General features: G+C 71.3%; 16 protein-coding genes and 1 CRISPR repeat array (1 of these 17 running past the window's edge). All 16 genes read right to left on the reverse strand.

Annotation, left to right across the window (positions count from 1 at the left end; genetic code table 11):
• Positions 1 to 1291: a CRISPR direct-repeat array (repeat unit 37 nt; unit sequence GTGTCGCCGGGGTTCGCACCCCGGCCTTCGTTGAGCG) (it extends 4111 nt beyond the left edge of the window).
• Positions 1292 to 1680: 389 nt separating this feature from the next.
• The 16 genes from ACOGXI_RS05870 to ACOGXI_RS05945 all read right to left on the reverse strand — a co-directional run bounded on the left by ACOGXI_RS05870 (position 1681) and on the right by ACOGXI_RS05945 (position 21539).
• Positions 1681 to 1950 carry a DUF86 domain-containing protein gene (locus ACOGXI_RS05870; RefSeq protein WP_419937952.1) on the reverse strand — a complete coding sequence of 90 codons (270 nt, stop codon included), beginning with the start codon at positions 1948 to 1950 and terminating at the stop codon, positions 1681 to 1683.
• Complete coding sequence (locus ACOGXI_RS05875) at positions 1940 to 2257, reverse strand: nucleotidyltransferase family protein (protein WP_419937953.1); 318 nt, start codon at positions 2255 to 2257, stop codon at positions 1940 to 1942. The genes ACOGXI_RS05870 and ACOGXI_RS05875 overlap by 11 nt, the downstream gene beginning before the upstream one ends.
• A 47-nt stretch (positions 2258 to 2304) precedes the next feature.
• Complete coding sequence (locus tag ACOGXI_RS05880; protein WP_419937954.1) at positions 2305 to 3474, reverse strand: aminotransferase class V-fold PLP-dependent enzyme; 1170 nt, start codon at positions 3472 to 3474, stop codon at positions 2305 to 2307.
• Between the two features lie 219 nt (positions 3475 to 3693).
• Positions 3694 to 5211 (reverse strand): class I adenylate-forming enzyme family protein, encoded by a 1518-nt coding sequence (locus ACOGXI_RS05885; protein ID WP_419937955.1) that lies wholly within the window; start codon positions 5209 to 5211, stop codon positions 3694 to 3696.
• Positions 5208 to 6116 (reverse strand): 1,4-dihydroxy-2-naphthoate polyprenyltransferase, encoded by a 909-nt coding sequence (locus ACOGXI_RS05890; RefSeq protein WP_419937956.1) that lies wholly within the window; start codon positions 6114 to 6116, stop codon positions 5208 to 5210. The genes ACOGXI_RS05885 and ACOGXI_RS05890 overlap by 4 nt, the downstream gene beginning before the upstream one ends.
• Positions 6104 to 6964 carry a 1,4-dihydroxy-2-naphthoyl-CoA synthase gene (menB, locus tag ACOGXI_RS05895; RefSeq protein ID WP_419937957.1) on the reverse strand — a complete coding sequence of 287 codons (861 nt, stop codon included), beginning with the start codon at positions 6962 to 6964 and terminating at the stop codon, positions 6104 to 6106. The genes ACOGXI_RS05890 and menB overlap by 13 nt, the downstream gene beginning before the upstream one ends.
• Before the next feature lie 12 nt (positions 6965 to 6976).
• The gene (gene menD / locus ACOGXI_RS05900) at positions 6977 to 8761 is read right to left on the reverse strand and encodes a 2-succinyl-5-enolpyruvyl-6-hydroxy-3-cyclohexene-1-carboxylic-acid synthase (RefSeq protein WP_419937958.1); all 1785 of its coding nucleotides are present in this window, start codon (positions 8759 to 8761) and stop codon (positions 6977 to 6979) included.
• Positions 8758 to 10191 carry an isochorismate synthase gene (locus ACOGXI_RS05905; RefSeq protein WP_419937959.1) on the reverse strand — a complete coding sequence of 478 codons (1434 nt, stop codon included), beginning with the start codon at positions 10189 to 10191 and terminating at the stop codon, positions 8758 to 8760. The genes menD and ACOGXI_RS05905 overlap by 4 nt, the downstream gene beginning before the upstream one ends.
• Positions 10192 to 10201: 10 nt before the next feature.
• Entirely contained in the window at positions 10202 to 11143 is a 942-nt protein-coding gene (locus ACOGXI_RS05910; RefSeq protein WP_419937960.1) for a histone deacetylase, read from the reverse strand.
• A gap of 19 nt (positions 11144 to 11162) precedes the next feature.
• On the reverse strand, positions 11163 to 13232 hold the full coding sequence (locus tag ACOGXI_RS05915) for a TonB-dependent receptor plug domain-containing protein (protein WP_419937961.1): 2070 nt from the start codon (positions 13230 to 13232) through the stop codon (positions 11163 to 11165).
• A gap of 8 nt (positions 13233 to 13240) precedes the next feature.
• The gene (lnt, locus tag ACOGXI_RS05920) at positions 13241 to 14908 is read right to left on the reverse strand and encodes an apolipoprotein N-acyltransferase (RefSeq protein WP_419937962.1); all 1668 of its coding nucleotides are present in this window, start codon (positions 14906 to 14908) and stop codon (positions 13241 to 13243) included.
• Positions 14905 to 16230, reverse strand: a complete 1326-nt coding sequence (gene hemL, locus ACOGXI_RS05925) for a glutamate-1-semialdehyde 2,1-aminomutase (protein WP_419937963.1) — start codon at positions 16228 to 16230, stop codon at positions 14905 to 14907. The genes lnt and hemL overlap by 4 nt, the downstream gene beginning before the upstream one ends.
• Positions 16227 to 17675, reverse strand: a complete 1449-nt coding sequence (gene rimO / locus ACOGXI_RS05930; RefSeq protein ID WP_419937964.1) for a 30S ribosomal protein S12 methylthiotransferase RimO — start codon at positions 17673 to 17675, stop codon at positions 16227 to 16229. The genes hemL and rimO overlap by 4 nt, the downstream gene beginning before the upstream one ends.
• Entirely contained in the window at positions 17666 to 18679 is a 1014-nt protein-coding gene (locus ACOGXI_RS05935) for an outer-membrane lipoprotein carrier protein LolA (RefSeq protein WP_419937965.1), read from the reverse strand. Before ACOGXI_RS05935 ends, rimO begins: the two co-directional genes overlap by 10 nt.
• A complete protein-coding gene (locus tag ACOGXI_RS05940) occupies positions 18676 to 21030 on the reverse strand; it encodes a DNA translocase FtsK 4TM domain-containing protein (protein ID WP_419937966.1) in 2355 nt (784 codons plus the stop codon). Before ACOGXI_RS05940 ends, ACOGXI_RS05935 begins: the two co-directional genes overlap by 4 nt.
• A gap of 2 nt (positions 21031 to 21032) precedes the next feature.
• The gene (locus tag ACOGXI_RS05945) at positions 21033 to 21539 is read right to left on the reverse strand and encodes a 2-phosphosulfolactate phosphatase (RefSeq protein ID WP_419937967.1); all 507 of its coding nucleotides are present in this window, start codon (positions 21537 to 21539) and stop codon (positions 21033 to 21035) included.
• Positions 21540 to 21542 lie beyond the last annotated feature (3 nt).

Genomic DNA, 21542 nt, shown 5'->3' on the forward strand with positions numbered 1-21542 from the left:
CCGGGGTTCGCACCCCGGCCTTCGTTGAGCGTTGGGGGCGGCCATGAGCTTCACGCGGAAACGTCCGAGTGTCGCCGGGGTTCGCACCCCGGCCTTCGTTGAGCGATGCTCCTGAACGGGGAGTGGGGTGCCGAGATCGAGAGCGTGTGTCGCCGGGGTTCGCACCCCGGCCTTCGTTGAGCGGGTCGGGTCCTCCAGCCGTCGGCCAACGATGGCGCGAGTGTCGCCGGGGTTCGCACCCCGGCCTTCGTTGAGCGCCTCAGGTGCTACTCATCAGCCACGTTCCAGACACGACAGGTGTCGCCGGGGTTCGCACCCCGGCCTTCGTTGAGCGGCACGGAGCCGGAGCGACAGACATCGCGGCGCGGCGAGTGTCGCCGGGGTTCGCACCCCGGCCTTCGTTGAGCGAGCACGCCGTTGATGTCGATCGCGGGACCGTCCGCCAGTGTCGCCGGGGTTCGCACCCCGGCCTTCGTTGAGCGAGCAGGTAGCGGTCGTCGGCCGCCGATCCGTAGAGTGTCGCCGGGGTTCGCACCCCGGCCTTCGTTGAGCGCTCGCGGTGGCGGGCGGATCCGACCGCAACTTCCGCAGTGTCGCCGGGGTTCGCACCCCGGCCTTCGTTGAGCGCTAGAGATGGAAATCGCCTACGGCCTGACCCGCAATGTGTCGCCGGGGTTCGCACCCCGGCCTTCGTTGAGCGTCTGAGGAGGAACAGGCCGCCATCGCCGCCGCGCGGCGGGTGTCGCCGGGGTTCGCACCCCGGCCTTCGTTGAGCGGCCTGGGCCTTCACCGGCGTCGGCGGTCAGGTGGAGCACGTGTCGCCGGGGTTCGCACCCCGGCCTTCGTTGAGCGTTGAGGAGGGGCTCCGACTGTCCCACGAGTCCGCTGTGTCGCCGGGGTTCGCACCCCGGCCTTCGTTGAGCGAACCCGCGCCGGTCGCGGAGGTCAAAGCGGATGTCGTGTCGCCGGGGTTCGCACCCCGGCCTTCGTTGAGCGTGTGAGGACTGCGGCACGATCAACGCGCGCATCGAGAAGTGTCGCCGGGGTTCGCACCCCGGCCTTCGTTGAGCGGTGAGCGGCCGCATGAGGATGTCGTGGCCCGTGCCAGTGTCGCCGGGGTTCGCACCCCGGCCTTCGTTGAGCGGTGAGCGGCCGCATGAGGATGTCGTGGCCCGTGCCAGTGTCGCCGGGGTTCGCACCCCGGCCTTCGTTGAGCGTTGCGATAGGTGCTGTAGCGCATGCCGATGTAGGCTTGTGTCGCCGGGGTTCGCACCCCGGCCTTAGTTGAGCGCCCTGTCGAGTTGCGTACCACCGCAGTCGCTACGAGGAGCCGTATGAGGAGTTGGAGTTGAGTGTGGAGGACGAGGAAGCCCACGCGTGGGCGATGTGCCGCATCGAAAGCGAACTTTCGGGCGCTTCGGAGCTGCTCACCGAGGTTTACGGCGTTATCACGAGGGGGGCATCAGGATAAGGGTGCCTTGAACCCCGGGGTGCTGCGCGCCGACTTGTCTGAATCCGCGTCTTCCCGCGTTCCATCCAGCGCCTCCATGTGGGATCGATCAAAGAAGGCTTGTTGGTACCAGCCCGCAAGGAGCGCCTCGATTCGCTCTACGCTTCCTCCGGTGGCGCCGAAGGTTCGAGTAGCGCTATCAGCTTGGGAATGTCTCGCTGGACCGTTTCCTACAGCAGTTCCACGTCCACCTCAAAGTAGGCGTGCACGAGCCGGTTCCGCATGCCGACGATCTCCCGCCACGGGATCTCCGGATTCAGGTCCCGTGTACGGGCGCTGACCCGGCTTGCGGCCTCGCCGCCGATCTCAATGGCCTTGATGAGCGCGTGCTGGCGAAGCCTGTCGTGCTCGAACTTGGCGAACGTCGATTCCGAGGCGAATTCTTCTGCGTCGCGCGCCGCGAGGAGCATGTCCAGCAGATAAGCCTCGTCACCTCGCATAGACCGTCGTGGCCGATCGCAGAATCGCCCCCCTCCGCAGGTAGTTTCGACTCCTCTCGACTCCGCGCCGCTCCACGAGATCCACGCGGCGACCGAACAACTCGCTCAACTCATCCTCGATGCGAGTCATTTCCATGAGGGTGGGCCGGGCAGAGGGATGGAACGTCACGAGGACATCCACGTCGCTCTCCGGTCCGAAGTCTTCGCGCATGGCTGAACCGAATAGCGCGAGTTCGGCGATCCGCCACCGTTCGCAAAAGGCGGCGATCCGATGCCGGGGGATTTCGATTCGTCCGGGAATCTTCATGGCTCGATGGTAGCGAAGTGCTCTGCGGCAGGGTAGCTGCAGGCCGTCTACGCGAACGTGGCCAGCACCTGGCGGAGGGCGTCGATGTCGCGGGGTTCGTTGTAGACGTTGGGCGAGACGCGCAGCGCGTCGCCGCGCAGGGAGGCGTAGACGCGGGCCTCGGCGAGGCGGGCGTCCACCTCGGCAAGGTCGCAGCCCGCGGGCAGGCGGACGCCGAGGATGTTCCCGGTGCGCCAATCATCGTCCTCGATCGCCCATCCTCGGACGCGCAATTCATCCGCGAGCCCGGCGAGGAGCGCACGGCAGTACTCGAGGATGTTCGCCGGGTCCCATGCGAGGATGAGGTCGAGCGCTTCGATGAGCATCGGGACGAGGATGAAGTTGGACGTCTGGCCGACGTCGTAGCGGGCCGCCCCCTCCCGATAGTCGTCGGTATAGTCGACGAGACCCTGAAAGTCCTCGGCGCCGCGACGCGAGATCCACGTTTCCTCGAGCGGCGTGCCGTCGTCGAAGCGCGGACCGTAGTACCCGAACGCGGTCGAATAGGGCCCCAGGAGCCACTTGTACCCGACGGTGATCAACGCGTCGGGCCGGATGCGCTCGACGTCGAATGGCACGGCGCCGATGGACTGCGAGCCGTCTATGACGAGCGCGGCGCCGACTTCGCGCGCCCGCTGTCCCGCCGCCTCGAGGTCGATCCGGGTTCCGTCCGTCCAGTGGCAGTGCGGGAGCGCGACGACGGCGGTCTCCGGTCCGATCGCTTCGAGCAGCCGCTCGTTCCAGAGTGCGGCGGACGGGGGCGGGCCGGGACGGTCGACGGTGCGGATGTCACATCCGTGGGCCGCCGCCCGGCGCCGCCAGGCGTAGACGTTGCTCGGGAACTGTTCGCCGAGGACGACGACGTTCTGCCCCGGCTCGAGCGGGAGGTTCCGCGCCGCGACCTCGATTCCGTAGGACGCGGAAGGTGCGAGCGCGATCCGCTTGGGCGGGGCGTTGACGAGGCGCCCGAAGCGCTCTCGGGCACGGTCGCAGTCCGTGAAGAACTCCTGGCTCGGGAAGGGTGTCGGCGAGCACTTGCGGCGGATTCCCTCCATCCCCGCCTCGGCGACCGCCCGCGGCAGCGGTCCGAGATAGGCGCAGTTCAGGAAGTGTGCGCCTTCATCGAGCGCGAACAGACGCTTCTGGCAAGCGAGTGCGGGTGCGACGGCGGTTCTCACCCGGCGACGCGTCTCATTGCAGTGGCTCCGGGGCCGCGAACCCGGCCGGACGGCGCGGGACGTCGAGTTCGGCAATCAGGTGTTCGGCGTCGCGGCCGTTCAGCTTCGTCATGAGGGAGCAGCTCCCGATGGGGGTTCGTCCTCAAGATCTTCGACAGCGCCCTTCGATGTCAAAAAGGCACCCTGCCACGAGTATCCGCCGCCCTCCTCAAGGACATCTCAACTCGATCCGCCGGTTCCGGTCGAATCGGCGACAGCCGGCTCGGTGAGGAGCGCTCTGAGCCGGGCGCGGTCCACCTTGCCCGTCGCCGTCCGCGGGAGACGGACCATCATCTCCCAGCGGCGGGGCACGCGCGGACCCGACATCCGTTCGCGGCACCACGAATCGAGACGGTGCGGGAGGCCGGGATCTTCCCCGGCGACCACGGCGGCCACGATCTCCCCCCAAATCCGGTCCGGGACGCCGATCACGGCGGCTTCGCCGACTTCGGGGTGGGCGGCGAGCACGGCCTCCACCTGGGCGGGATCGACGTTCGCTCCTCCGCTCACGATCCGGTCGCGCAGGCGCCCGGTCACCTCAAGGTGGCCCCGCTCGTCGAGCCGACCGAGGTCACCGGTCGCGAACCAGGCGCCGGCGGGCCGCGCGGGCTCTCCGGCGTATCCCCGGAACAGCGTGTCGCCGCGCACCTCGATGTGCCCCGGGGGCGGCGCGCCGACCGGCCCCGCGGCCCCGTCGCCGGGCGGGCGGATCCGCACTTCGACGCCGGTCAGCGGAACGCCGCTCGACCGGTCGCCGGCGCGCACTTCCGCCGGGGTGGCCGTGGTGACCTGCGACCCCGCCTCGGTCAATCCGTACGTCAGCGCGATCGGCCACCCGGCGGACAGAGCCCGCTCCGCCAGGTCCGGCGGGGTCGCCGCGCCGCCCAGCAGGACGGCGCGCAGAGAGCCCGGCGGCCGGGCGCCAACGGCCAGCAGCCCGTGCAGCATGGCCGGCACGAGCGAGAGGTGCGTCACGGCGAATTCGCCGAGCGCCCGCGCGACGGAGGCGGCGTCGAACCGCGGCCCCGCCAGCGCGACCGTGGCGCCGGCGGCCGCGGCCCTCAGCGGCACGGCGAGCCCCCCGACGTGCGCCCAGGCCAGCGTCGCGAGCCACCGGTCAGCCGCGCCGAACTCGAGGCGCTCGTTCGAAGCGAGCGCGTTCGCGCGCAGCGACCGCCATTCGTGCGCGACGAACCGGGGAAGCCCGTCGGTTCCGGAAGTCGCGAGGATGGCGCCGGTCGGGGGAAGCCCGCGCGGCGGGCGTGCCGCGGGAGCGACGAATTGCGCCCGGGCGGAATCCCGCAGACGCAGGACGATCTCTCCGATGCCGGGGACGGTGAGCGCGCGTGTCGTCCACCCGGAAGTCGGCCACGCAGCCGCCCTCGCCGTGAGGGCGGCAGACGGCCGGAGCGCCGCGATGAAAGCGTCCCGCTCGTGCGGCGTCCACTTCGCGTGCGCGGGCGCGAGCACCCGGCCCACCCCCGGCGCGGTTTCCAGCGCGACCGCGGCAAGGGCGGCGGCGCCACACGGATCCAGCGGGAATTCGTGTGCGACGACGGCCCCGGCACCCACGCCCTCTTCCTCCAGGGTCGCGGCCACTGCATCCGCCGCGGCGCGGACCTCCGCGGCGGACCACGCCCGGTCGCGCGACACGAGCGCGAAGGACGACGCCGGGGCAGGGGTCGCGGCGCCGCTCACCACAGACAGCCGATCGCGAACAGGAGGCCATACGCGCCCGCCGCCCGGGCGGTGCCCGCGAGCGCCGGGTTCAGCGCCCTCGGGTCTTCATGGCGCCACACGGTGTGGAGCGCGGGCGCGGCGAGGAGTACGGCGCCGGAGGCGAGCAGCGTGCCCACCGGCCACAGGCCCGCCAGGAAACCTGCCGGAGGGATCGCGATCGCGGCGACGAGCAGGAGTGAGTACTCCACGCATGTCCCGGTGCGCCCAAGCCGGACGGCGAGCGTTCGCTTGCCGGCCGCGGCGTCCGTCGACCGGTCGCGGAGGTTGTTCACGACGAGAATCGCCGTCGCGAGCGCGCCGGCTCCAGCGCCGGCGAGGATGGCCTCGGACGGCCAGCGGGCCATCTGCACGTAGCAGGTGCCGGCCACCGCGATCGGGCCGAAGAATGCGAAGGTGAAGAGGTCGCCCAGCCCGTGGTATCCGAAGGGCCACGGCCCTCCCGTGTAGCAGATCCCCGCCAGGATCCCCGCTACGCCGATCCACACGATCGGCCAGCCGCCCACTCCGACGAGGTAGGCGCCCACCGCGACCGCGAGAGCGAAGCTGACGCCGGCCCTGAGCCGCACCGCCCGCGGAGACAGCAGCCCCGACTGGGTCACGCGCGGCGTACCGAGCCGGTCCGCCGTGTCGGCGCCGCGCACGAAGTCCGAATAGTCGTTCGAGAAGTTCGTGCCGATCTGAATCAGGAGCGCCCCGGTCAGCGCCGCGAGGAAGGGCCTCGGAGAGAACTCGGCGCCCTGCCAGGCGAGGCCACCCCCCGCGAGGACGGGTCCCATCGCGGCGGGCAGCGTCCGAAGGCGCGCCCCGGCGATCCAGGCGCGCAGCGCCCGGGGCGTCTCCAGGCGGGAACTCAGGGGCGCCAAGGATACTGTCTGAAGTTCGGCGGACGTTTCTCGAGGAACGCGTTCTTCCCTTCCTGGCCCTCCTCGGTCATGTAGAAGAGCATCGTCGCGTGGCCCGCGAGTTCCTGCAGTCCGGCCTGGCCGTCGCAGTCCGCGTTCATGGCGGCCTTCAGGCACCGGATCGCGAGCGGGCTCTTTCCGAGGATTTCGCGCGCCCAGTCGACCCCCTCCGCTTCCATCCGCGCCAGCGGGACGACCTTGTTCACGAGTCCCATCCGCTCGGCCTCGTCCGCTCCGTACTGCCGGCACAGATACCAGATCTCCCGCGCCTTCTTCTGCCCCACCGAGCGGGCGAGGTAGGACGAACCGAACCCGCCATCGAAGCTCCCGACCTTCGGCCCTGTCTGGCCGAACACGGCGTTGTCCGCCGCGATCGTGAGGTCGCACACGACGTGCAGCACATGGCCGCCGCCGATCGCGTATCCGGCGACGAGCGCGATGACCGGCTTCGGCATCGAGCGGATGAGACGCTGGAGTTCGAGGACGTTGAGGCGCGCGACCCCATCCTTCCCCACGTACCCGGCCGTCCCGCGCACCCGCTGGTCGCCGCCGGAGCAGAAGGCCCACTTCCCGTCCCTCGAGGGTCCGTTGCCCGTGAGGAGGACGACGCCGACCTCCTCATCATCCCTCGCGTCCAGGAACGCCTCGTGCATCTCGAACAGCGTGTCCGGGCGGAACGCGTTGCGGACCTCGGGCCGGTTGAAGGCGATGCGGGCGATCCCGTCGCTCTTGTGATAGGTGATGTCCCGGTATTCGCCGGCCGGCTCCCAGTCGACGCCGCTTTCCGGGGGGGAAAAGGTCTCTGCCATGGGGGTTCTCCCTCAGATCTCGCGGCGCGCCGCCTCCTTCGCGCTTTCGATCGCGGCGGCGCGCTGCTTCCAGTTGTGTTCACGCTCGACGCACGCCTCGGTGAGGCGGAGACCCCGGCCCTCCGATTCCGCGCCCGGCGGCTTCAGTGCCTGCTTCAGTGCCTCCCGCAGTTCGGCGGCCGAGGAGACGAGACGGTGCGGGATTCCGGCTGCGGCGGCAACCGCGCCCAGATCGATGGACTGCGGCATGACCACGTAGGGGGTGAAGGGCGGGTCGTGCTCGCGGATCGGCAGCATGTGGAAGATGCCGCCGCCGCGGTTCTGGATGACGACGAGGTGAAGCGGGATCCCCGGCGAGCGATCCGCGAGCAGCGCCCCCACATCGTGAAGCAGCGTGAGGTCGCCGATGAGCGCGGCGGCGGGCCGGCCCGAGGCGGCGGCGGCGCCGAGGGCCGCGCTCACATTGCCATCGATGCCGCTTGCGCCTCGCAGGCCAAGGGTGCGCAGGGGTCGATCCGTCGCGCGCGTGAAGGCGTCCACATCGCGAATCGGCATCGAGTTGCCGATAAACCACGGCGTCCCTTCCGGGAGGCTTTCCGCCATGGCGTCGGCGATGGCACCCTCGAACCACATCTCCGCCAGCGACGGCTCGACCGCGGCGCGGGCCGCGCGGTCCACTGCCCGCCACCGCTCGCCCCAGGCCTCTTCCGCCTCTGCGGCCTCTTCCGGGTCGGCCGCGGCCGCACGGTCGAGGGTCGCGACGGGATCGCCGGTCAGCGGTCGCGCGCTCGTGGCGAGATGATCCCGCCAGCGGTGCGTCGCGTCGAGAACGAACTGCGGCGCGGCCGCGTGCCTTTCCAGGTAGCGACAGACCGCCGCGGAGGTCGGCGCGCGTCCGACTCGCACGATCAGATCCGGGCGCAGCGCCGCGGCGACTTCGTCGGCACGGAGCGCGAGATCGGCACTGCTCATCGTCCACCGCTCCGCGCCCGAGCCGAAACGGGCGCCGGAGAGCGGGTCGGCCACGAGCGGAGCGCGAACGCGGGCCGCCAGCGCGAGGGCGGCGCGGCCGATCCCGGGCCGCTGGTTGGGGCCACAGACGATGAGCGGTCGCCGCGCGCCCCGCAGCAGGGCGGCGAGTGCGCCGCCGGCGTCGGGCGGCGGCGCTCCGGGCGCGTCACCGGGCGTCGCGGAGTCGGGGAGGCGTGGCTCCAGCCCGGCCGGTACGTCGCCCGGCACGCGAACCGGCTCGAGCGGCTTCGCGAACTGAACGTTCAGATGCGCCGGTCCGGCGGGAGGCCCGAGCGCCGCGCGCCACGCCGCCTCCACCGCGGCTCCCAGGCTGGCGAATCCCGCCGCCGTCGGCTCCGGAAGCTCGAGATCGATGGATCGCCGGGGATAGCGGCCGAAGAGATCCCGCTGGTCGATCGTCTGGTTCGCATCCGTGCCCCTCAGCGCCGCCGGTCGGTCTGCCGTCAGCGCGAGGAAGGGGATCTCGCTTTGGCTCGCCTCCACAACCGCCGGGAAGAGGTTGGCCGCGGCCGTGCCGGACGTCGTGACGACCGCCGCCGGCCGTCCGCTCGCGGCGCCCACGCCCAGAGCGAAGAAGGCTGCGCTCCGCTCATCCACGTGCGGATGAAGGGTGAACCGGTCGTCCGAGGCCAGCGCTTCCACGAGGGGGGCCGAGCGGGATCCGGAACCCAGGCAGGCATGCGACACTCCGCGGCGGGCGAGCCCATCGACGAGCGCCCGGGCCCACAGCGTGTTCCGATTGGGGGCGGCCGGGGTCCGGTTCACCGCATCCGCGCGACACCGAACGCCGCGAGCATCGTCTGCAGCTTGACCCGGGTCTCGTCCCATTCCGCCCGAGCCCGGGAGCCACTCACGAGGCCTGCGGCGGCGTAGAGCCGCAGGAGCGGGCCCCTCGCTACTCCGCCGCGCAACGCGGGAGCGAACTCCCCGTTACCGTCTTCGTCGAACCAGCCGACCGGACCCGCGTACCAGCCGCGACTCGCCACCTCGCGCGCGCGGATCATGTCGAGCGCGTCGGAGCGTGGGTCGCCACACACGGCCGCGGTGGGATGCAGCGTCTCCACAAGCGACAGGATATGCGTCCCCGGCCGCGTTTCCGCCTCGAGGTCCGTCCGCAGGTGCTGGATCCGCGGCAGACGCAGGAGGGCAGGTTTCGGGATCGCTCCGATCCGGACACCGGCCTGACGCAGCCGTTCGACGATGTCCTCGACAACGACGAGGTGTTCCTCCCGGTTCTTGCGGCTGTCGATCAACTGGCGGCCAAGCCACGCGTCCGATGCCGGATCCGCGCCGCGCGGCGTCGACCCGCCGACCGCCATCGTGCGAAAACGCCGGCCGCGCAGCGAACCGATCAACTCCGGGGCGGCGCCGACGAAGAAGCGGTCGCGCGCGAACTGCATCAGGTAGAGGTGCGCGAGCGGGTTCGCCGTGCGCAGAGCGGTGAGAACGGCGGCGGAATCCGGCGGTCTCCCGAGCGTGATGTCGACGGAACGCGCGAGCACGACCTTTCGAACCCGGCCGGACCGGATCTCGCCGAGGATCCCGTCGACAGCGTGCTGCCATTGCCGGCGATCCACGAGTTCCTCGATGGCGGTCGCGGACGGGACGGGTCCCGGTGCCGCCCCCTGGCGCTCGAGCCTGGACAATTGTTCGCGTGTGCGTGTCGCGCGCAGCCGGAGTCGATCGATGGCCTGACCGCCGGAGGTGTCGGACGGGAAGCGGCGCGTCACCGTCAGCCACGCGCCACGTTCGTCCGCCTCGACTTCGTAGGCCGGCAGCACGAAGCGCGCACTCGGGAACGCCTCCCAGAAGCCCGGCTCCCGATCCGCGCGGCGCGCGGAGTCGAAGGCGAAGCCACCGTGCATGCGCGGCCGCCGCGCCTCGCCGTCCAGGTCGAGGACCCACGGTTCCGCGAACAGCTTCGCCGCACGCTCCCGCATCCAGGCGATGAGATCCCCGCGCGGCGGTCCCGCCACGCCCTCCCGGCTGTCGATTTCCGCCGCGGAGCCCGCGTGCGCGATCCAGTGCGGGCCGCTCTGCCAGAAGCCGCGCACGCCGATCGGCGGCGAGGCGAGCACCGCCTCGGGCTCGATGCTTGGCAGACGCAGAGTCACGCTGGCGAAATAACCCGCCCCGCGCGCGGCTTCGACCGCCTCCTCCGCCCGTGCCCCGCGGGAGGGCCGCGCCGCCTTCATGCCGTCGCCCTCATGCGGTCGCCCTCATGTCGCCGCGCTCGCGCCGCGCTTCGACCTCGCGCGCCGTCCTGTGCGCGATCGCGTGCAGTTCCGCGGTCAGTCGGTGCGTGGCCGCGTACCCGCCCGACAGGAGGAGCGTGAGCGGGAGACCCTCCCCGCGCAACGTGCCGATGACCCGCCGCTCCCTTCGCTCCAGGCCGGCGCGCGTGAGCGCGAGACGCCCGAAACGGTCGCCGGCGAGGACATCCACGCCCCCGAGGTAGAACACGAGGTCGGGACGCGCCCGGGACACGGCCTCGGGGAGGAATCGCCGCAGCGCCTCCTCGTATTCCTCGTCTCCCGTGTCATCGGGCAGGGCCACGTCGAGGTCCGACGGGGTGGGCCGGAACGGGTAGTTACCCGCCCCGTGCATGGAGAACGTGAAGGTGTCCGGGTCGTCGGCGAACACGGCGGCCGTGCCGTTCCCCTGATGGACATCGAGATCCACGACGAGCGCGCGGCGAATCCACCCGCCGCGGCGCAGCACCCTGACGGCGACGCCCACATCGTTCAAGACGCAGAACCCTTCTCCGTGATCCGGAAATGCATGGTGCGTCCCGCCGGCCAGGTTCGCCGCCACGCCATCTTCCAGTGCCATCCACGCCGCATTGACCGTGCCCCGGACGGCGAGTCGCGACCGACGGACGAGCGCGGGCGACCACGGGAGCCCGAGGCGTCGCTCCTCCGCGCCCCCGAGAGTACCGTGCCGGAGCTTGTAGAGGTACTCCGGCGTGTGCACGAGCGCCAAGTCCTCCCATGCGGCCTCCTCCGGCTCGACGACGTCCTTCGGCTCGATGATCCCGTCGCGTTCGAGGATCCGCCTCAGCGCGAGGAACTTCCCCATCGGGAATCGATGACCCTCGGGCAGCGGCACCGTATACCCGGCGCTGTAGGCGACGCGGAGTCTCGACACGGCTACGGTCCGCCCGCGACTAGAAGAGCCGGAACTGGAGCCGCAGCAGACGGCCGGGCTGCGGCAGTCCGCACTGATCGAAGACCGTCGCGTCCGCGAGGTTGTCCAGCGACAGGGAGGTCTGGAGCGTCCGGAAGGGTCCGCCGATCGCGAACTCCCGACTCACGACGAGGTCGACGCGCGCCGTCGGGTCGAGAGCCACATCGGCGTCGAGATCCGGATCGACGCAGTACTGGCGTCCGATCGCCTCCACCGCGGCCCGCGCCCGGAAACCCGCGGGGAGCGGGCTCTCCACATGTGCTCCCGCGGCGATCCCGGGCTGGTACTCGGCGCGAAGCCCGCGGCTCTCAAACCGCTGGTCCGTCACGCTCACATTCTGCCACGTCAGGTCGCCGCCCACGGACACCCCGCCCCACCGCGCATCGCCGAGCAGTTCGAGCCCGGCCGCGTCCACGCGACGCCGGTTCTCTCGCCGGAACCTCCCGTCCCCGAGCCCCGTGCGCACGATCGCATTCGAGAAACTCTGGACGAAAAGCACGGCCTGTGCCTCGACCTCCGCCCCGAACGCTTCCACCGTCCCGGTGACGCCGCTCTCCACCGCGCGCAGGACCTCCGGCGCAAGCTCGTGGTTGGGGACGAAGCGGCCGAGCGCGCCCGAATACAGTTCCCGCAGCGAAGGGAAGCGGACGCGGCGGCTCGCCCCCATGTGAAAGCGCACGCGGCGTCCGATCTGCGCGGATCCCCCGACGCGCGCGCCCCAGTCGTCGATCGCCTCGCGCGCTTCCCGACCGCCCGTCTCCGGCGTGCTGCCGTGGTCCCAGCTCGCCCCCAGGCTGATGCGGGCGCCGGACCAGAACCCCGCGCCGGGACCCGCGAGCGGCAGCTCGACCTCGCCGCCGAGACTGAACAGGCGCTGGCGGAAGGTGGACTCGCCGCCGGGCACGATCCGCTCCACGTGGCGGGTCTCGGCCACCGTAAACGCCGTCCGCACGACCCCCTCGCCGAGTTCATGGTCGGACAGCCCCCGGAAGGTGAGGGTGCGGTCGTCCGCGAACTCCTGCCCCGCGATGTCCTCATAGGCCAGCGTCTCGAACTCGTCAATCTGCGCGTCGCCCGCGTCGACCCCGATGCTGACCTCGAAGTCTCCCGTGCCGAAGGGCGTGCGACCCCACCCGGTGCCCGCCGAGACCGTGCTTACGATCCGCTTCGTCTCCGGCATCCTCCAGCGCCGCGGACTGATCACGTGGAGTTCCGGCGGAATCCCCTTCTCCGCGCGATACCCGAAGGTGGACATGGAGACCCAGGCGCCCCCTTCGGATTCGACCCGGCCCGTGAAGAAGGCGCTCGCGTGATCGAGATCGCTGTTCAGACGCCGGTTCGGGTCGCCCGTGACCGGCTGTGCGACGCCGCCGGGAAGGGGTACGCCGTCACGCGTCCGGTAGGCGCCGCCCGCCTGCACGGACACGCCGCCGTCCCCCGAGCTCCACGTGCGTCCGAGGCGCACGCCGCCGAAGGCCGCGCCGGTCGCGTCCATGCCGCCCTGCATCCCGTTGAGCCGCCGGTCCGCGTCCACGCTCCCGTGTCCGATCTCGATCGAGACCACGCCGCCGAGAACGTTCGGACCATGGAGGACCGAGGAGATGCCCCGGAACAACTGGATTTCCCGCGCCGCGTCGACCGGAATGAGCGAGAGGTCCGTGCGCGCGTCCCAGCCGAGCGTCAGCGGCACCCCGTCGACGAGCACGGCGAGTTGGCGCGACTCGGTTCCCCGCAGCGTCGGTTGAGCCTCGCCGCGGGAGTTCTCCCGCACCTGCAGGAAGGGAATCTCGCGCAACGCCTCCTCCAGCAGCGGGACGGCGGCCACGCGCGGCGACTGGAGGCTGAGGCGCACCGCGCTCGCGCCCGAGACGCTGGCGACCGGCCGCAGCGCCTCGATCCGGAGTTCGCGGAGCCGGAAGGAGACCGTGTCCCGCGACACGGAGTCCGGCACCTGCGCCGCGACTCCCTGCGCCCCCGCGAGACACGCCAGCGCGGCGAGAAGCGGCCACGCGCCCCGCCGAACCAACCGCCGCCCGACCTTCCGTTCCATCCTCCGTGTCATACGCTCCCGCTTGCCGGCTCCACCGTCTCTCCCGAAGCACCGCGCCGCGTCCTGCCGCGCAGGTTGCGATCCTGCAGGAAAGACGCGCAGAGAGCGAAAAGCGCTGCCAGCGCGGCAACGGTCCCCACGACATCGCCGAAACGCACGTACACGGTCAACCCATCCGTCGTCGACACGTCGGCCACAAAGGACGCGGCTTCGAAGAGTTCGGTGCGGTGCGAGACCCGCCCCAGCGGATCCACGATCTTGGAGATGCCCGTGTTCCCGGAGCGCGCCGCCCCCATTCGCGTCTCGATCGAACGCATGACGAGGTGCGCCGGGTGCTGCCACAGGGCGCTCGAGCGGCTCCACCACGCGTCGCGGCCGAACCACGAGTCGTTCGTGATGTTCACGAGGAAGTCCGCGCCGTTTCGCCGGTAGTGTCGCGCCAGCGGCGAGAAGATCGATTCGTAGCAGATCATCGTCCCGTACGCCGCGCTGCCATCCTCCGTGGCGATCTCGATCGGGGCCTGCCATTCGCCGACGCCGAAGTTCCCCCCCGCATAGGGGATGGCCTCGAACCATTCGGGAGGCATGAACGGCACCCGTTCCACGAACGGCACGAGAAAGCGCTTGTCGTAGCGGTTGACGACGCCTTCACCGGGTCGGAAGTGGAAGGCGGAGTTGAACGGCTGGTACTCCCGGTCCCCGAGATCGTCCGCCCCGCGCCCGCCGATCGCCACCTCGGCGTCGAGCGCCTCGGCGATCCCCTCCGCCCAGACGCGAGCCTCGGGCCACCCGGCGTACGGATAGGAGGGGAGCGGATCCAGGATGCCGGCCCCGAGCATCGTCTCGGGGAAGAGGACGAGGTCCATCCGTTCCCGACCCGGCCACCCGGAGATCAGCGTCGCCGTCGAACGGAAGGCGCTGTCGGTCGACGCGGCGCGATCCGTGTTGCGCAGGTGCTGCGGGACACTGGGTTGCACGACGCCGACCCGGGCCGCGGGCCGCACCTCCAGCGTCTGCCAGCGCGCCACCGAATAGGCGATGGGGAGGGCGAGCACGAGCAGGAGTCCGGCCGCCGGCCGCCGCAGCGCGCGCCAGCCCCCGGCCCGGCAGGCGAGGAACCCGGAGGCGACGAGGGCGTTCGCGAGCGCGAGCCAGAAGGAAAGCCCGCGGGATCCCACGAGGTCGGCCGCCCCCACCAGGATGGGATAGGCCGAGAGCGTGTCGCCGAACTGCATCCAGGGGAAGGAGACGTCGAGGAGGTGGGCTCGCAACACCTCCCCGGCGGTCCAGAAGACGGGGAAGACGACGTAGAGCGGCCACCGGAAGCGGGTCCGCACCAGGTGGATCCCTCCCGCCACCCATGACATGAAGACGGAAAGGATGAGGATCGGGGCGACGAAAGCGAAAAAGGCGAACCACGTGTAGAAGACGAGGGCCACCAGGAGCCAGTACAGGACGAGCGAGAAATAGACGAGCCCGAAGAGGAATCCTCCCCTGCGGGCTTCTCGCCGGCCCTCCGCCGTCGCCGGGAGTCCCTCGAGCCACACGATGAAGGGGACGAGCGCGACGAAGGACGTCACGAGCAAGTGGAAGGGGGGATGGGCGAGCCCCATCAACACCCCGCCGAGGAGGAGAGGGCCGGCCCGTTCGGGGACGATCCGCGCGCGCCAGTTCAACCCGCGCCCTCCGGCGCCGATTCCAGTGCCGCGTCCAACGCCTCGCCCGCGACCCTGACCGTTTCCGCCACGTCCGCGTCGGTGTGCGCGGTGGAGATGAAGCCCGCCTCGAAGGCGGAGGGGGCGAAGAAGACGCCGCGCTCGAAGCACGCCCGGTAGTAGCGGGCGAAGAAATCCGGGTCCGCGCGCCGCGCGCCATCGAAATCGAACACGGGACCCTCGGTGAAGAAGACGCCCCACATCGATCCCGGCGCGGCCCCGCAGGCCGGGATGCCTCGGGCGCTCGCGGCGGTCAGAATGCCGTCCACGAGCGTCGCGGCGCGGCGCTCCAGGTCGGCGAAGGGGTCCGTCCGGTCGAGTTCGTCGAGTTGGGCGATGCCCGCGGCCATGCCGAGCGGGTTCCCCGACAGCGTCCCGGCCTGGTATACGTCCCCTTCCGGCGCCATCCGCCGCATCAGCTCCCGGGGGCCGGCGTACGCCGCGACCGGAAGCCCCGCGCCGAGCACCTTTCCGAGCGTGACGAGGTCGGCGGCGACCCCGTAGCGCTCCTGTGCGCCACCCGGCGCGACCCGGAACCCGGTCATGACCTCGTCGAAGATGAGGAGGCTCCCGGCGCGGTCGCAGCCGTCGCGGAGACCCTCCAGAAAGCCTTCGCGGGGCGGGATGAGGCCCGCGTTCCCCGCCACCGGCTCCACGATGACGGCCGCGAGCCGGGCGCCGTGTTCCGCGAACACGGCAGCCGCCGCCTCGAGGTCGTTGTAGGGCGCCGTCAGCGTCAGGCCGGAGGTCGCCGCCGGCACGCCCGGCGAGTCGGGGAGGGACAGCGTGGCCACGCCCGATCCGGCCACGACGAGAAAGGCGTCCGCGTGGCCGTGATAGCAGCCCTCGAACTTCAGGATCAGGTCACGGCCCGTCGCGGCGCGGGCGAGTCGCACGGCGGACATCGTCGCCTCGGTGCCACTGTTCACAAAGCGCACCATCTCGACGCCCGGCACCCGGGCGGCGACGCGTTCCGCGAGTTCGACCTCGCGCGCCTGGCAGGCCCCGAAGCTCATGCCGTCCCGGGCCGCGCGCGCCACGGCCTCGACGACGGGCGGGGCTGCGTGGCCGAGGATGAGCGGACCCCACGAGAGGACGTAGTCGAGATAGCCGCGTCCGGCCTCGTCGAAGATCCTCGCGCCCTCGCCGCGGGCGGCGAACAGCGGCTCCATTCCGACGGCGCCGAACGCCCTCACGGGCGAACTCACGCCGCCCGGCATCACATCGCGCGCCCGCCGAATCCAGTCGGAGGCGGCGGACGCCCGGCGAGGCCCGCGGCTCACCGGCCCCAGGCGCTGTCGAGTCCCAGCACGGGGAGCCCCCGCCCCGGCAGGGCCGGAGATGGCGCCGCCCCTCCACGCTCGGACGCGCGGCGCACGACTTCCCGGACCCGCCCCGCCAAATCGAAGTCGGCGGCCCGCTGGATCTCGACCCGCACGAGCGAGCCGGGGGCGAGGCCGTCTCCGCCCACGAGCACGGTCACGCCGTCCACGTCGTCCGCCTGGCTCTCGATGCGGCCGAGGTGCGCGGCGCCCGGAGGATCCTCGTAGAGGAGTTCGAGCGTGGGCTCGTCCGAGGCGGCGGGCGCATCCACGACGGCGACGCGCTCGCGGCCGACCTCCGCGGCGAGCCGCTCGCGGCTCACGGCGCGCTGGACCTCGAGCACCTCCTCGAGACGGTCCCGCGCCAGATCCCCGGGCACGAAGCTCTCCTCCATGGCGGCCGCCCGCGTCCCCTCCTGCGGCGAGAACGCGAACGCTCCGAGCCGGTCGAACGGTACCTCGTCCAGGAAATCCACGAGTTCGCGGAACTCCGCGTCCGTCTCGCCGGGGAACCCCACGAGCACGGTGGTCCGCAGCGTGAGGTCGGGGATCGTCTCCCGCAGCCGGGCGACCTTCGCGCGCAGCGTCGCGGCCCGCTCCGGCCGGCGCATGCGGCGGAGCACCGTGTCGCTCGCGTGCTGGATGGGCATGTCGATGTACGAGAGCAGCCGCGTCTCGGACGCCATCAATTCGATGAGTGGATCGCGCAGGCCCGCGGAATAGATATACAGGAGACGGAACCACGGGATCGATGTCTCGCGCAGCAGCGCCTCCACGAGCGTCGCGATGTCCGTCCCGTCCCGCTGTTCCCGGCCCCAGTGCGCCAGGTCCTGCGCCACCAGGTTCACTTCCACGGCGCCCTGCGCCTCGAGGCGCTGCGCCTCGGCGACGACACGCTCCAGGTCGAACGAGCGATGCTTGCCCCGCCAGAGCGGGATCGCGCAGAACGCGCAGGAGTGGCTGCATCCCTCGCTCACCTTCAGGTAGCGGACGTGGCGCGCCCCGACGGGGATCCGCGCCCCCGGATGCGCGCCCCCGGCCGGCGCCGGTCCCTGGAGGAATCCGCGCTCGCGCAACTCCGGCACGAGGCGGTCGAGGTCCCGCAGTCCGAGCAGGAGGTCGACCTCCGGCAGCGACTCCGCCATTTCCTCCCGGTAGCGCTCCACCATGCACCCGACCGCCACTACGCTGCGGCAGGCCCCGTCGCGTTTCAACCGCTCCGCCTCGAGGATGGTCTCGATCGACTCTTCCTTCGCGGCGTCGATGAACCCGCACGTGTTGACGAGGATGACCTCCGCTTCATCCACATCGGTGCGCTCGGCCCCGTGGCCGATGAGTTCGGCGAGCATGCGCTCGGAGTCGACGGTGTTCTTGTCGCAGCCGAGGCTGATGAGTCCTAGTCGCATCGCACGTCGCCGGGAAAAACCGGCACCCCCTCCGGAGGCGCGTACTCGAAGACGGCGGGGTCGATCCGGGCCTGGGGTTCGAGCTGGGTCAGAGTCACCGTGCGGAGGGTCCGGTTCTCCTCGCGAATCCGAAAGCGACGCACGTAGCGGTCGGAGGCGCCGATCCACAGGCGGACCTCCACGTATCTCGCCGGAAGTTCTCGCGGCTCGAGCGACACGATGCGCGTCTCCACGCCATCGATCTCCTCGGTCCCCTCATCGGTCGCGCGGTAGGTCGTCCGCGCCTGCGACAGCAGACGCCCGAGGATGTCGACCGAGCCGATTTCCACACCCTCCTCGAGGGGAGAGACCATGACCTGATCGTGGAGTGAGGGCTCGTAGAGCCAGAGACAGGACCCGTCGGCCACGTAGATGTCGCCGGCCGGTTCGTCGAAATCCATGCGGAACCGGTTCCGTCCGGCCTGATACCAGGTCCCGCGGCCCTCGCGCGTGCGGCCCAGAAGCGGATTCTCGATGCGCTGGGAGAAGGCCGCCTTGAGCCGGTCGAGCGAGGCGTAGGCCGAATTCGCAAGGGCGAGGAGCGAGTCCACGTCCACCGGCCCGGGCTCTTCGTCCGGCGGCCCAGGCCCGTCCGGATCGGAGGCCTCCGGGGCCGGAGTCGTGTCTTCTTCGGCCGGCGGTCCGGGCCCGTCCGGATCGGAGGCTTCCGGGGCCGGAGTCGTGTCTTCTTCGGCCGGCGCCGCGCCCCCCGCCTGGTCCGACCCCTCGACCGGGTTCGGCTCCTCGACCTGGAGGTCGCCCTGCCCGACCGCCTCGGCCCCCGCCGTCGCCGGTCGTGCCGGGTCGCCGCGCGGGCCGAACTCCGCCTCGATCCGGGCGCGCGCCTCCGCGACCTCCGCGGAATCCGCATCCGAGCACGCCAGCGAGAACGCACCCGCGAGGGATCCGACCGCGAGCAGGCCGATGCCCCCCGAACGAGACGGTTGCGGACGGAAGAGCCTCATGGTTCGTCGACGTCCCCGCCGTCCAGGTCCGCAAGCGTCGCGAGCACCTCCCGCGGCTTGGATCCCTCCGCGGGTCCCACGATCCCCGCCGCGTGCAGCTGGTCGATGATCCGCGCCGCGCGCCCGTACCCGATCTTGAGCCGACGCTGAAGCAGGCTTGTCGAACCCGCGGCGTGCGAGATCACGATCTCGGCGGCCTGCCGGAACAGTTGGTCGCGATCCTCGGCGCCCTCGTCCGAGACCCCCGACCCTCCCTCTTCCTCCTCCAGTTCCTTCAGCAGATCGAGGATGTCGCGCTCCGAAGCGGCTTCTTCCTCGGCCCTTTCGGCTTCGGCACGCGCCTTCGCCTGCTCCCGATACCAGTCGAGGAGGCGTTCCGTCTCCTCGGAGGAGATGTAGGCGCCCTGGATGCGGACGGGATCGGACTCGCCGGGCGGCAGGAAGAGCATGTCCCCGTTCCCGAGCAGGCTCTCCGCGCCGTTCTGGTCGAGAATCGTGCGACTGTCGATCTTCGACGCGACCCGGAACGCGATTCGGCTCGGGATGTTCGCCTTGATGAGGCCGGTGAGGACGTTGACCGAGGGCCGCTGCGTGGCGAGCACGAGGTGGATCCCGACCGCCCTGGCCTTCTGGGCCAGCATCGCGAGCGGCGTCTCGACCTCGGACTGTACCGTCATCATGAGATCCGCCAGTTCGTCGATGATGAGGACGATGTACGGGAGCGGACCCTCATCGTAGAGCGCCGGCTCATCCATGACGCCGCGCTTCGGGAGGAAGACCTCGCGCCCGCCCGTGATTCGTCCGTTGAACTCCGCGATGTTCCGGCACCCGTTCGCCGAGAGCAGTCCGAAACGGCGCTTCATCTCGTAGACCGCCCACTTCAGGACGGACGCGGCCTCTTCGTTGTCCGTGATGACCGGGTGGCGGAGGTGCGGGAGATCTCCGTAGACGGACAACTCCACCATCTTCGGATCCACCATCAGGAGACGGAGTTCGGCCGGCGTGTACCGGCCCACGAGGCTCGTGATGAGGGCATTGATGCACACCGACTTCCCGGATCCGGTCTGGCCGGCGATGAGGAGGTGCGGCATCCGGGTCAGATCCGCGCACGTCGGCTTGCCGGAGAGGTCGCGGCCGAGTGCGAGGGGGAGCATCTGGCGCCCCCGGCGATACGACGGGCTCTCCAGTATTTCGCGCACGAGCACCATCTCCGACGCCGGGTTGGGCACCTCGACGCCGACGGCGCCCTTGCCGGGGATCGGCGCCACGATCCGGACGGACGGCGCCTTGAGTGCTAGCGCAATGTCGTCCGCGCGGGCGGAGATCTGTCCCACCTTCACGCCGGGCGCCGGGACGACTTCGAACTGCGTCACGACGGGGCCCGTGGTCCAGCCGCCGATCTCGCCGGCCACGCGGAAGGTGGCGAGCTTCTCGATGAGGACCTCGCCGAGCCGGTCGAGATCGCGCACGCCGAGGCCGCTGCCCTGCCCCGACGGCGCGTCGAACAGGTGAATCGGCGGGACATCCGGGGAGCCGGGATCGCCGGTTTCCTCCAGTTCGGGAACGGGAGGCGCCTCGTCCTCCGGCTCCGGCTCCCGCTCCTGCTCCGGATCCGCCCCCGCGGGGTCGGGCTGCGCCCGCTTCGACTCCGCGGACTTCCGCCTTTTCGCGGCGCGGCCGCGCCGGGCCGCCGCCCTCGTCTTCGCTTCGCTCGGCGGATCGGGCTTTGCGGGCGGCCGCGGGAGACGCGCGGGCGGCCGCGGGAGACCCGACGGCGACCGCGGCGGACGGGACCTCCGCCCGGCGCCGGCGAAGGAGCGACCGAGCCCGAGGACCGCGCCGGCGGCGGCTGCGACGCCGCGGCCGAGCGAGCGTCCCCCTGCCGTCACGGCGCTGGTCAAGGACCAACTCATGGTGACGAACAGTGTGAGCACGAGGACGCCCGTGGCGAGGAGCGCACCGCCGAGACGGCCGAACACCTGTGCGAGGCCGGCCCCGGCGGTCTCTCCCAACCAGCCGATATTGCCCCCGGCGGCGGGTCCCGGCGCGGCGATGAGCCAGTACAGCGACGGAAGAGCCGCAAGCAGCGCCACGGTGAGGATGGACCAGCGGAGGGCCCGGGCCGGATCGCCCCACCCGAGGAAACGCAGGCCCCACATGAACGCCGGAACCGCGAGGAGCGGCGAAAGGGCTCCGACGGCCCTCTCGAGGTTGTCGTGAAGCAGTGCCCCGGCCGGCCCGATCCAGTTGCCCCCCCCGGTGAATAACGGAGACAGCAGCGCGAACGCCACCAGGAGGCCGAGCAAGATCAGCGCGACGCCCAGCACCTCGCGCCGTTGCCGTTCATCCACCATCACGCATCCTCCCCGCCCCGACTGCCAACGAGAGCGCCCCCTCGCCAGACCGGCACGACCTCGAGATCATCCAGTCTCGCGCAAGCCGCCAGATCCGCGGACCGGCCGATCGCGCGCAACGCCCGGCCTGCCGCGGTGCCGGCGAGACCGGTCGCCGTCGGCGGTCCCAGTCGGGCGGAGAGGGCCTGCGCGGCCCGTGCGCCATCGGTCAGTTCGGCCTCCGCGACCGTCTGGACCAGCCGCCCTACAAGATGGCCCGCGCACCACGCGTCGTCCATGCTCACGCGGCCTCGCCGCTCCCCGCACAGGAGCGCCTCCCCGTCTCGCGCCGCCTCCTTCCGAGCCTTCTCGACGGTCGGCACCGGAATCACACGGTCGGCTCCGGCCGCGAGGGCGGTCGCGATGCTCGTCGTCGCCCGGATCACATCGATGACGATCGTCGCGCGTCCGCGCGGGGGGTCGATCGCGAGTTCTCCGGGAAGCCACAGCACATCGATCGCGCTCACGGG

The organism is Candidatus Palauibacter sp. (assembly GCF_965208055.1).
In the GTDB taxonomy this organism is placed as follows: domain Bacteria; phylum Gemmatimonadota; class Gemmatimonadetes; order Palauibacterales; family Palauibacteraceae; genus Palauibacter.

Bases quoted from the DNA above. Each gene is read 5' to 3' on its own strand.
- ACOGXI_RS05870 (WP_419937952.1), bottom strand. From the start codon at position 1,950: ATGCGAGGTGACGAGGCTTATCTGCTGGACATGCTCCTCGCGGCGCGC.
- ACOGXI_RS05875 (WP_419937953.1), bottom strand. From the start codon at position 2,257: ATGAAGATTCCCGGACGAATCGAAATCCCCCGGCATCGGATCGCCGCC.
- menB (WP_419937957.1), bottom strand. From the start codon at position 6,964: ATGGCAGAGACCTTTTCCCCCCCGGAAAGCGGCGTCGACTGGGAGCCG.
- ACOGXI_RS05905 (WP_419937959.1), bottom strand. From the start codon at position 10,191: ATGAAGGCGGCGCGGCCCTCCCGCGGGGCACGGGCGGAGGAGGCGGTC.
- ACOGXI_RS05915 (WP_419937961.1), bottom strand. From the start codon at position 13,232: ATGGAACGGAAGGTCGGGCGGCGGTTGGTTCGGCGGGGCGCGTGGCCG.
- rimO (WP_419937964.1), bottom strand. From the start codon at position 17,675: ATGCGACTAGGACTCATCAGCCTCGGCTGCGACAAGAACACCGTCGAC.
- ACOGXI_RS05935 (WP_419937965.1), bottom strand. From the start codon at position 18,679: ATGAGGCTCTTCCGTCCGCAACCGTCTCGTTCGGGGGGCATCGGCCTG.